Origin of the sequence: Silanimonas sp., from assembly GCF_044377035.1 — a bacterium.
GTDB lineage: Bacteria > Pseudomonadota > Gammaproteobacteria > Xanthomonadales > Xanthomonadaceae > Silanimonas.
The window spans coordinates 1-11,744 of the sequence record NZ_JBILJW010000058.1; the positions used below are offsets into that span (position 1 = coordinate 1).

The following is an 11,744-nucleotide window of genomic DNA, read 5'->3' on the forward strand; positions in this document are numbered from 1 at the left end:
CGTCCGTTCCTGATGCCGGTCGAAGACGTGTTCTCGATCTCGGGTCGTGGCACGGTGGTGACGGGCCGCATCGAGCGCGGCATCATCAAGGTCGGCGAGGAAATCGAGATCGTCGGCATCCGCGACACGCAGAAGACGACGGTCACGGGCATCGAGATGTTCCGCAAGCTGCTGGACCAGGGCCAGGCGGGCGACAACGCGGGCCTGCTGCTGCGCGGCACGAAGCGTGACGACGTGGAGCGCGGTCAGGTTCTGGCGAAGCCGGGCTCGATCAAGCCGCACACGACGTTCGAGTCGGAAGTGTATGTGCTGTCGAAGGAAGAGGGCGGTCGTCATACGCCGTTCTTCAAGGGTTACCGCCCGCAGTTCTACTTCCGCACGACGGACGTGACGGGTTCCATCGAGCTGCCGGAAGGCGTCGAGATGGTGATGCCGGGTGACAACATCAAGATGGTGGTGACGCTGATCGCCCCCGTCGCGATGGATGAAGGCCTGCGCTTCGCGATCCGCGAAGGCGGCCGCACCGTCGGCGCCGGCGTCGTGGCCAAGATCATCAAGTAAACTCGCGCGAACCGCGCCGTCCCGGCGCTGTTTCCGCACGGGATGGCGGGCCGCTCCACGGTCCGCCATTGCCGTTTTCAGGTCAATCGCTTCAACAACGTACGCCAGTAGCTCAATTGGCAGAGCAGCGGTCTCCAAAACCGCAGGTTGGGGGTTCGAGTCCCTCCTGGCGTGCCACCAACAAGGTCGTCGTTCCCCCGGGGCGCGGCCGGGATGCACATGAACACCAAGGTCGAATCGACGAGCTCCGCGGTGAATCCGCTGGATCTGGCCAAGTACGCGGCGGCGATCCTGCTTGTCGCCGCCGGCATCGCTGGCTGGTACCTGCTGTCCTGGCCGACGCCGGTCCGCGTGCTGGTCGTGATCCTCGCGATCGTGGCCGCGGGCGCGGTCGCCGCGTTCACGGCCAAGGGCCGCGAGGCGCAGGAATTCGTCAAGGAATCGCTGTTCGAGCTCCGCAAGGTGGTGTGGCCCAGCACCGATGAGTCGATCCGTACGACGATCGTGATCCTCATCGTGGTGGTCATCGTCAGCCTGGTCCTCGCCGGCTTCGATTACGTCATTTCGCAGGGCGTGCGTGCGCTCCTCGAGCAGAACGGAGGTGCGGCATGAGCAAGCGCTGGTACGTGGTCCACGCCTATTCGGGGTTCGAGAACCAGGTCGCCAAGGCCCTCGAGACGCGCATCGCGCGCTTCGAGATGCAGGACCGGTTCGGCCAGGTGCTCGTCCCGACCGAAGAAGTGGTCGAGATGCGCGCCGGGCAGAAGCGCAAGTCGGAGCGGAAGTTCTTCCCCGGCTACGTGCTGGTGCAGATCGAGACCACCGACGAGGCGGGTATCCCGCGCATCGACAACGAGAGCTGGCACCTGATCAAGGAAACCCCGAAGGTCATGGGCTTCATCGGTGGCACGGCCGAGCGCCCGCTGCCGATCCGCGACAGCGAAGCCGATGCCATCCTCGCCCGCGTGCAGGAAGGCGTCGACAAGCCGAAGCCGAAGGTGCTGTTCGCGCCGGGCGAGATGGTCCGCGTCGTGGATGGTCCGTTCAACGACTTCAACGGCACCGTCGAAGAGGTCAACTACGAGCGCAGCCGCCTGCGCGTCGCGGTGATGATCTTCGGCCGCTCGACCCCGGTCGAGCTCGAATTCGGGCAGGTCGAAAAGGCCTAAGCCAGAGCCGGGGCCCTTGGCCCGGGTTCGCCAGGGCTTCGGCCCCACGTCGCGGCAGGGTTCCGGCAGGGCCGGATGCCCGCCGTGTCGTCGTTCAGGAAGGTTCCGTCCTCCTGGGGTAAGCTTGCGGGCTTCCCTTCGGGGTCGCGTGAAGCTAGGGCACGTCATTCCCTGGAAACGATGGGGAGGCTGCGTTGCGCAGCCGCATGCACCCGGAGAGCAGTCATGGCAAAGAAGGTTGTTGGTTACATCAAGCTGCAGGTGAAGGCCGGTCAGGCCAACCCCTCGCCGCCGGTCGGTCCTGCGCTGGGTCAGCGCGGCCTGAACATCATGGAGTTCTGCAAGGCGTTCAACGCCGCGACCTCCAAGCTCGAACCGGGTCTGCCGACGCCGGTCATCATCACGGCCTACTCGGACCGTACCTTCACCTTCATCACCAAGAGCACGCCGGCTTCGGTGCTGCTGAAGAAGGCCGTCGGCATCGCTTCGGGTTCGAAGCGTCCGAACACCGAGAAGGTGGGCAAGGTCACCCGCGCCCAGCTGGAAGCCATCGTGAAGCAGAAGGAAGCCGACCTGACGGCCGCTTCCCTCGACGCCGCGGTGCGCACGATTGCGGGCTCGGCCCGTTCCATGGGTCTGGTGGTGGAGGGTTAAGCCATGGCAAAGATTTCGAAGCGTTACAAGGCCCTGTCGGCCCTCGTCGTCCCGGGCAAGACCTACGCGCTGAACGACGCGCTGGACATCATCACCAAGAACACCAAGACGAAGTTCGTCGAGTCGGTGGACGTCGCCGTGCGTCTCGGTGTCGATGCCAAGAAGTCGGACCAGCAGGTGCGCGGCTCGACCGTGCTGCCCGCCGGCACCGGCAAGACCGTTCGCGTCGCAGTGTTCTGCCCCCCGGGCGCCAAGGCTGACGAAGCCCTGGCCGCCGGTGCGGAAGCCGTGGGCATGGACGACCTCGCCGACAAGATGCTGGCTGGCGACCTGAACTACGGCGTCGTCATCGCCACGCCGGACGCCATGCGCGTCGTCGGCAAGCTGGGCCAGGTCCTCGGCCCGCGCGGCCTGATGCCGAACCCGAAGGTCGGCACGGTCTCGGCCAATCCGGCTGAAGCCGTGAAGAACGCCAAGTCGGGCCAGGTCCGTTACCGCACCGACAAGGCCGGCATCATCCACTGCACCATCGGCAAGGCCAGCTTCTCGGCCGAAGCGCTGTCGCAGAATCTGCACGCGCTGCTCGCCGACCTGGTCAAGGCCAAGCCGGCGACCGCCAAGGGCCAGTACCTGCAGAAGATCTCGCTGAGCTCGACGATGGGCGTCGGCGTTGCGATCGACCAGGCCAGCCTGTCGCTCGCGAAGTAAGGGTTCAAGTCCGCCGCGGCCCTCGGGTTCGCGGCGGCGCAATTTAGAAGGCGCCCGCATCCCGCGGGGGCCATCTAAGACCGCAGGTGCGGTCAGCGCGGATCGACGTCGGGCAGGGATGCACGAAAGGCAAGGAATCGCCGTCGACCCAAGCGGGCCCGCTTAATCCGGCCGAAAGGCCTGTCCTGCGCAGATGGTGCACCTTCTTCAGGATTCTCTGGAGAGGCCACCACGGACGCCCACGCGTCCCGGCGTGCACGGAAGCCGCCGCCCAAGGTGCCACCCCCTGCTGGAGCAGGAGGTGGATTGAAGTTAGGAGGAGTGCAATGGCTCTCAATCTGTCCCAGAAGCATGAAGTCGTCGCGGAAGTCGCGGCGGTTGCTGCCACGGCCCACTCCCTGGTCGCTGCCGAGTACGCAGGCGTCACCGTCTCCCAGATGACGGCGATGCGCAAGAAGGCTCGCGAGACCGGTGTCTACCTGAAGGTCGTCAAGAACACGTTGGCTTCGCGCGCTGTCGCGGGCACCGAGTTCGAGTGCACCCAGGACCAGCTCACCGGCCCGCTGCTTTACGCGTTCTCGACCGAGGAGCCCGGCTCTGCCGGTCGCCTGATCAAGGAGTTCGCCAAGGGCAACGACAAGCTGAAGGCAAAGGTCGTCTCGATCGGTGGCAAGGCTTATCCGGCCGCCCACCTCGAAGTCCTCGCCTCGCTGCCGACCCGCGACCAGGCCCTGTCCATGTTCCTCAGCACGCTCGTCGAGCCGGCCACCCGTGTGGCCCGCGCGTTCAAGGCGATTGCCGAGAAGCAGGAAGCCACGGCCTGACCGCCCCGCGACCCCGACTGCATTAGCAACTTTCCAGAGGTAAACAACATGTCCCTGTCCAACGATCAGATCATCGAAGCGATCGCCACCAAGTCCCTGATGGAAATCATGGACCTCGTCAAGGCGATGGAAGAGAAGTTCGGCGTCTCCGCCGCCGCCCCGGTCGTGATGGCTGCCGGCCCCGCCGTTGCCGCCGTCGTCGAAGAGCAGACCGAGTTCACCGTCGTCCTGAAGGCCGCCGGCGAGAAGAAGGTCGAAGTCATCAAGGCCGTCCGCGCCATCACCGGCCTGGGCCTGAAGGAAGCGAAGGACCTCGTCGAGGGTGCCCCGCAGAACGTCAAGGAAGCCGTCTCGAAGGACGACGCCGCGAAGTTCAAGAAGGACCTCGAGGCCGCCGGCGCCACCGTCGAGCTCAAGTAAGCGTCACTTGGGTCGCCGCGTCATCGCCGGCGACACCACCAAGGCTGGGGGCGAAAGCCCCCGGCCTTTGGCCGTTTCAGGGCGTTCGTTCGCCTCGGCGGCCTGAATCCACCGCGACAACCGCTCCATGCACCGAGTGGACAGTGAGAAGCAGCAGCAGAAGGCGTGCTGGTGCCGGCAATACCAGCGGCTTCCCACTGGCCACTTGACCCCCACAGCTCACAGAGCCTGAAGGTCCCCATGACGTACTCGTTCACCGAAAAGAAGCGCATCCGCAAGGATTTCGGCAAGCGCCGCGCCGTCCTCGACGTGCCCTACCTGCTTGCCATCCAGATGGATTCCTACCGTGAGTTCCTGCAGGAGGGCGCCCCCGCCGGCAAGCGCGCCGAGCAGGGCCTGCACGCCGCCCTCAAGTCGGTCTTCCCGATCTCGAGCTACTCGGGCAATGCCGCCCTCGAGTACGTCAGCTACCGTCTCGGCGAGCCGCCGTTCGACGTCCGCGAGTGCCACAACCGTGGCCTCACCTACGGCGCGCCGCTGCGTGTGACCGTCCGCCTGGTGATCTACGACCGCGAGTCGTCGACCAAGGCCGTGAAGTACGTGAAGGAGCAGGAGGTCTACATGGGCGAAATGCCCCTGATGACCGAGAACGGCACCTTCATCGTCAACGGCACCGAGCGCGTCATCGTCTCGCAGCTGCACCGCTCGCCCGGCGTGTTCTTCGATCACGACCGCGGCAAGACGCACAGCTCGGGCAAGCTGCTCTACAGCGCCCGCATCATCCCCTACCGTGGTTCGTGGCTCGACTTCGAGTTCGACCCGAAGGACATGGTCTACGCCCGCATCGACCGTCGCCGCAAGCTGCCGGTGACCGTCCTGCTGCGCGCGCTGGGCTACAGCAACGAGGAAATGCTGCAGCAGTTCTTCGAGATCAACACCTTCGCGCTGCTGCCGAAGGAAGGCGCCGAGCTGTCGCTGGTCGCCGAGCGCCTGAAGGGCGAGACGCTGAACTTCGACCTCGTTGCCAACGGCAACGTGCTCGTCGAGGCCGGCAAGCGCATTACTGCGCGCCACGTCCGCCAGCTCGAGCAGGCCAAGATCGGCACGCTGGAAGTGCCGGACGACTACCTGGTCGGCCGCATCCTCGCGCACGACGTCGCCGATCCGAAGACCGGCGAGCTGCTCTCGGTCGCGAACGACGAGATCGACGACGCCCTGCTGGTCAAGTTCCGCAAGGCCGGCGTCGCCTCGTTCGGCACGCTGTGGGTCAACGACCTCGACCGCGGTCCGTACATCTCGAACACCCTGCGCAGCGACAGCACGCGCACCCAGCTGGAAGCGCTGGTCGAGATCTACCGCATGATGCGTCCGGGCGAGCCGCCCACCAAGGACGCCGCGCAGAACCTGTTCCACAACCTGTTCTTCACCTTCGAGCGCTACGACCTCTCGGGCGTCGGCCGCATGAAGTTCAACCGCCGCGTCGGCCGCAAGGAAGTGACGGGCGAGTCGGTGCTGTTCGACAGCAAGTACTTCTCGGCGCAGAACGGCGAAGAGGCCAAGCGCCTGATCGCAACGAACGGCCAGACCTCGGATATCCTGGACGTCATCCGCACGCTGTGCGAGATCCGCAATGGCCGCGGCGTCGTCGACGACATCGACCACCTGGGCAACCGTCGCGTGCGTTCGGTCGGCGAAATGGCCGAGAACGTGTTCCGCGTCGGCCTCGTCCGCGTCGAGCGCGCCGTCAAGGAGCGCCTGTCGCTGGCCGAGTCGGAAGGCCTGACCCCGCAGGAGTTGATCAACGCCAAGCCGGTGGCCGCCGCGATCAAGGAGTTCTTCGGCTCCTCGCAGCTGTCGCAGTTCATGGACCAGAACAACCCGCTGTCGGAAGTCACGCACAAGCGTCGCGTGTCGGCCCTCGGCCCGGGCGGCCTGACCCGCGAGCGCGCCGGCTTCGAAGTGCGCGACGTGCACCCGACCCACTACGGCCGCGTCTGCACCATCGAAACGCCGGAAGGCCCGAACATCGGCCTGATCAACTCGCTCGCCGTCTACGCCCGCACCAACCGCTACGGCTTCCTCGAGACGCCGTACCGCAAGGTCGTCAACGGCAAGGTGACCGACGACGTCGAGTTCCTGTCGGCGATCGAAGAGAACGAGTACACCATCGCCCAGGCCAACGCCGAGCTGGACGACAAGAACGCCTTCACCGCCGAGTTCGTGACCTGCCGCCAGCAGGGCGAAGCGCTGCTGAAGCCGCCGGCGGAAATCCACTACATGGACGTCTCGCCCATGCAGTCGGTGTCCGTCGCCGCCGCCCTCGTGCCCTTCCTCGAGCACGACGACGCCAACCGCGCGCTGATGGGCGCGAACATGCAGCGCCAGGCCGTGCCGACGCTGCGTTCGCAGAAGCCGCTGGTCGGTACCGGCATCGAGCGCGCCGTGGCGCGTGACTCGGGCGTCACCGTGAACGCCCGCCGTGGCGGCGTCGTCGACCAGATCGACGCCGGCCGTATCGTCGTGCGCGCCAACGAAGACGAAGTCGGTGCCAACGACGCCGGCGTCGACATCTACACGCTCATCAAGTACCAGCGTTCCAACCAGAACACCTGCATCAACCAGCGTCCGCTGGTGAACGTGGGTGATCGCGTGGCCCGCGGCGACGTCCTCGCCGACGGCCCGTCGACCGACATCGGCGAGCTCGCGCTCGGCCAGAACATGCTGGTCGCGTTCATGCCGTGGAACGGCTACAACTTCGAAGACTCGATCCTCCTCTCGGAGCGCGTCGTCGAGCAGGATCGTTACACCACGATCCACATCGAAGAGCTGACCTGCGTCGCCCGCGACACCAAGCTGGGCCCGGAGGAAATCACCGCCGACATCCCGAACGTCTCCGAGCAGGCGCTGTCGCGCCTCGACGAGTCGGGCGTGGTGTACATCGGTGCCGAAGTGCGCGCTGGCGACATCATGGTGGGCAAGGTCACGCCGAAGGGCGAGAGCCAGCTGACGCCGGAAGAGAAGCTGCTCCGCGCGATCTTCGGCGAGAAGGCCTCGGACGTGAAGGACAGCTCGCTGCGCGTGCCCCCGGGCATGGACGGCACGGTCATCGACGTCCAGGTCTTCACCCGCGACGGCATCGAGAAGGACAAGCGCGCCAAGCAGATCGAGGATTCCGAGATCAAGCGCGTCAAGAAGGACTTCGACGACCAGTTCCGCATCCTCGAGAGCGCGATCTTCGCCCGCCTGCGTGGCCAGCTCATCGGCCGCACGGCCAATGGCGGCCCGAACGGCCTGAAGAAGGCCGACGTCACCGCCGAGTACCTCGACAGCCTGAAGAAGGACGACTGGTTCACCCTTCGCATGAAGGATGACGACGCCGCCGAGGCGATCGAGAACGCGCAGAAGCAGATCGAAGCCCACAAGGCCGAGTTCGAGAAGCGCTTCCAGGACAAGCGCGGCAAGATCACGCAGGGCGACGACCTCGCCCCGGGCGTGCTCAAGATGGTCAAGGTCTACCTGGCCGTGAAGCGCCGCATCCAGCCGGGCGACAAGATGGCCGGCCGCCACGGCAACAAGGGTGTCGTGTCGACGATCGTCCCGGTCGAGGACATGCCGCACATGGCCGACGGCCGCACCGTCGACATCGTGCTGAACCCGCTGGGCGTGCCGAGCCGAATGAACATCGGCCAGATCCTCGAGACCCACCTCGGCTTCGCCGCCAAGGGCCTCGGCGAGCGCATCCAGAAGATGCTGGAAGCGCAGGCCAAGATCGCCGACCTCCGCGAGTTCCTCGACAAGATCTACAACCACGACAAGAAGATCTCGGGCAGCACCCGCGTCGACCTGAAGCAGTTCAACGACTCGGAGCTCCTCAACCTCGCCAAGAACCTCACCGACGGCGTGCCGATGGCCACCCCGGTGTTCGACGGCGCGGCCGAGGCCGAGATCAAGCACATGCTCGAGCTCGCCTACCCGAGCGACGACGCGCACACCCAGCTGCTCAACATGAGCGACAGCAAGACCCAGGTCACGCTGTTCGACGGCCGCACCGGCGAGTCCTTCGACCGCAAGGTCACGGTCGGCTACATGCACATGCTGAAGCTCAACCACCTCGTCGACGACAAGATGCACGCGCGTTCGACCGGCCCGTACTCGCTCGTCACCCAGCAGCCGCTGGGCGGCAAGGCGCAGTTCGGTGGCCAGCGCTTCGGCGAGATGGAAGTGTGGGCGCTCGAAGCCTACGGCGCGGCGTACACGCTGCAGGAAATGCTGACCGTCAAGTCCGACGACGTGCAGGGCCGAAACCAGATGTACAAGAACGTCGTCGACGGCGACCACGAGATGGTCGCCGGCATGCCGGAGTCGTTCAACGTGCTGGTGAAGGAAATCCGTTCGCTCGGTATCAATATCGAGCTGGACGAGCAGTGATCGCGCGCGACTGACTGGAGAATCAAGCCATGAAAGATCTACTCAACCTGTTCAACCAGCAGCGCCCGACCCTTGATTTCGACTCGATCAAGATCGGCCTGGCGTCCCCGGACCTGATCCGCTCGTGGTCCTACGGCGAAGTGAAGAAGCCGGAGACCATCAACTACCGTACGTTCAAGCCGGAGCGTGACGGCCTGTTCTGCGCCGCCATCTTCGGTCCGATCAAGGACTACGAGTGCCTGTGCGGCAAGTACAAGCGCATGAAGCACCGCGGCGTGGTCTGCGAGAAGTGCGGCACGGAAGTGACGCTGGCCAAGGTCCGCCGCGAGCGCATGGGCCACATCGAGCTCGCCTCGCCGGTCGCCCACATCTGGTTCCTGAAGTCGCTGCCCTCGCGCATCGGCCTCATGCTGGACATGACGCTGCGCGACATCGAACGCATCCTGTACTTCGAAGCCTTCGTCGTGACCGAGCCGGGCCTGACTCCGCTCGAGCGCGGCTCGCTGATGAACGAAGAGCAGCTGATGCAGGCGCGCCAGGAGCACGGCGATGACTTCGAGGCCTACATGGGCGCCGAGGCCATCCACGAGCTGCTGCGCACCATCGACCTCCAGGCCGAGCTGCTCCGCCTGAAGGAAGAGATCGCCAGCACCAACTCCGAGACCAAGCTGAAGCGCCTCACCAAGCGCATCAAGCTCGTCGAGGCCTTCCTCGACTCCGGCAACCGCCCGGAGTGGATGGTCATGACCGTGCTGCCGGTGCTCCCGCCGGACCTGCGTCCGCTGGTCCCGCTGGACGGTGGCCGTTTCGCGACGTCGGATCTCAATGATCTGTACCGCCGCGTCATCAACCGCAACAACCGCCTCAAGCGCCTGCTCGAGCTCAACGCGCCGGACATCATCGTGCGCAACGAGAAGCGCATGCTGCAGGAGTCGGTCGATGCGCTGATGGACAACGGTCGTCGCGGCCGCGCCATCACCGGCACCAACAAGCGCCCGCTCAAGTCGCTCGCCGACATGATCAAGGGCAAGCAGGGTCGCTTCCGCCAGAACCTGCTCGGCAAGCGCGTCGACTACTCGGGCCGTTCGGTCATCGTGGTCGGCCCGACCCTGCGTCTGCACGAGTGCGGCCTGCCGAAGAAAATGGCGCTTGAGCTGTTCAAGCCCTTCATCTTCTCGAAGCTGCAGCGTCGCGGCTTGGCCACCACCATCAAGGCGGCCAAGAAGCTCGTTGAGCGCGAAGAAGCTGTGGTGTGGGACATCCTCGAGGAAGTCATCCGCGAGCATCCGGTGCTGCTGAACCGCGCACCGACCCTGCACCGTCTCGGCATCCAGGCTTTCGAGCCCGTGTTGATCGAAGGCAAGGCGATCCAGCTGCATCCGCTCGTCTGTACGGCCTTCAACGCCGACTTCGACGGTGACCAGATGGCCGTCCACGTGCCGCTCTCGCTGGAAGCCCAGCTGGAAGCGCGCGCGCTGATGATGTCGACCAACAACATCCTGTCGCCGGCGAACGGCGAGCCGATCATCGTCCCGACGCAGGACGTCGTGCTCGGCCTGTACTACATGACCCGCGCCCTCGAGAACAAGAAGGGCGAGGGCATGGTGTTCGCCAACGTGGCGGAAGTCCGCCGCGCCTACGACAACCGCACCGTCGAGCTGCACGCCAAGGTCAAGGTGCGTGTCGCCGAGACCGTGAAGTCGGAGTCGGGTGAGACCAGCCGCAAGTCGACCGTGTACGACACGACCGTTGGCCGCGCGCTGCTGGCCGAGATCCTGCCGGAAGGCCTGTCCTTCACGATGGTCAACACCGAGCTCAACAAGAAGGCCATCAGCCGCCTCATCAACGGCTGCTACCGCCAGCTCGGCCTGAAGCACACCGTCGTGTTCGCCGACAAGCTGATGTACACCGGCTTCTCGAACGCCACCCGCGCGGGCGTGTCGGTCGGCATCGACGACATGACCATCCCGAACGAGAAGAAGGACATCCTCGCCAAGGCCGAAGCCGAGGTGCTGGAGATCCAGAACCAGTACCAGTCGGGCCTGGTCACCTCGGGCGAGCGCTACAACAAGGTCGTGGACATCTGGTCGCGTACGAACGAGCAGATCGCCAAGGCGATGATGGACACCATCGGCACCGACAAGGTGAAGAACGCCAAGGGCGAGATGGTCGACCAGAAGTCGATGAACTCGATCTACATCATGGCCGACTCGGGCGCGCGTGGTTCGCAGGCCCAGATCCGCCAGCTGGCCGGTATGCGCGGCCTGATGGCGAAGCCGGACGGCTCGATCATCGAGACGCCGATCACCGCGAACTTCCGCGAAGGCCTGAACGTCCTCCAGTACTTCATCTCGACCCACGGCGCCCGTAAGGGCCTCGCGGACACCGCGTTGAAGACGGCGAACTCCGGTTACCTGACCCGTCGTCTCGTCGACGTGGCGCAGGACGTGGTGGTGACGGAAGTCGACTGCGGCACGACCACCGGCCTGACGCTGACCCCGATCGTCGAAGGCAGCGAAGTCACCGAAGCCCTGCGCGACCGCGTGCTGGGTCGCGTCGTGGCCGAGGACGTGTTCCTGCCGGGCAACGACGAGGAGCCGATCGTCACCCGCAACACCCTGCTCGACGAGAAGTGGGTCGACAAGCTCGACGCCGCCGGCGTGCAGAGCATCAAGGTGCGCTCCTCGATCAACTGCGAAGCCAGCTTCGGCATCTGCGCCATGTGCTACGGCCGTGACCTGGCCCGTGGCCACTTGGTGAATCAGGGCGAAGCGGTCGGCGTCATCGCCGCGCAGTCGATCGGTGAGCCGGGCACGCAGCTGACGATGCGTACCTTCCACATCGGTGGTGCTGCGTCGCGAGCTGCCGCCGTCGACAACATCACCGTCAAGACGACCGGTTCGATCAAGTTCACCCACCTCAAGACGGTCGCCCATTCGGCCGGCCATCTCGTGGCCGTGTCGCGTTCGGGCGAACTGTC

General features: G+C 65.4%; 9 protein-coding genes and 1 tRNA gene. All 10 read left to right on the plus strand.

The genetic code is table 11. The annotated features are described in order from the left end of the window. The coding region (locus tag ACIQ6S_RS14410; protein WP_397608932.1) for an EF-Tu/IF-2/RF-3 family GTPase at positions 1-561 on the plus strand (561 nt) is incomplete at its 5' end. A 101-nt stretch (positions 562-662) separates the two neighbouring features. Beyond that, positions 663-738, plus strand: a tRNA-Trp gene (locus ACIQ6S_RS14415). 42 nt (positions 739-780) lie between these two features. Then, complete coding sequence (secE, locus tag ACIQ6S_RS14420; protein ID WP_397574249.1) at positions 781-1,173, plus strand: preprotein translocase subunit SecE; 393 nt, start codon at positions 781-783, stop codon at positions 1,171-1,173. After that, entirely contained in the window at positions 1,170-1,730 is a 561-nt protein-coding gene (gene nusG / locus ACIQ6S_RS14425) for a transcription termination/antitermination protein NusG (RefSeq protein ID WP_297867601.1), read from the plus strand. Before secE ends, nusG begins: the two co-directional genes overlap by 4 nt. Positions 1,731-1,955: 225 nt before the next feature. Further along, a complete protein-coding gene (gene rplK / locus ACIQ6S_RS14430) occupies positions 1,956-2,384 on the plus strand; it encodes a 50S ribosomal protein L11 (RefSeq protein WP_297877465.1) in 429 nt (142 codons plus the stop codon). 3 nt (positions 2,385-2,387) lie between these two features. Further along, positions 2,388-3,092: a 50S ribosomal protein L1 gene (rplA, locus tag ACIQ6S_RS14435; protein WP_297867603.1), complete on the plus strand. Its 705-nt coding sequence runs from the start codon at positions 2,388-2,390 to the stop codon at positions 3,090-3,092. 326 nt (positions 3,093-3,418) lie between these two features. Beyond that, positions 3,419-3,916 (plus strand): 50S ribosomal protein L10, encoded by a 498-nt coding sequence (gene rplJ, locus ACIQ6S_RS14440; protein WP_297867604.1) that lies wholly within the window; start codon positions 3,419-3,421, stop codon positions 3,914-3,916. 48 nt (positions 3,917-3,964) lie between these two features. Beyond that, positions 3,965-4,336 (plus strand): 50S ribosomal protein L7/L12, encoded by a 372-nt coding sequence (gene rplL, locus ACIQ6S_RS14445; protein ID WP_297867605.1) that lies wholly within the window; start codon positions 3,965-3,967, stop codon positions 4,334-4,336. Positions 4,337-4,576: 240 nt separating this feature from the next. After that, a complete protein-coding gene (gene rpoB / locus ACIQ6S_RS14450; protein ID WP_397608933.1) occupies positions 4,577-8,764 on the plus strand; it encodes a DNA-directed RNA polymerase subunit beta in 4,188 nt (1,395 codons plus the stop codon). Between the two features lie 29 nt (positions 8,765-8,793). Next, the coding region (gene rpoC / locus ACIQ6S_RS14455) for a DNA-directed RNA polymerase subunit beta' (RefSeq protein WP_397608934.1) at positions 8,794-11,744 on the plus strand (2,951 nt) is incomplete at its 3' end.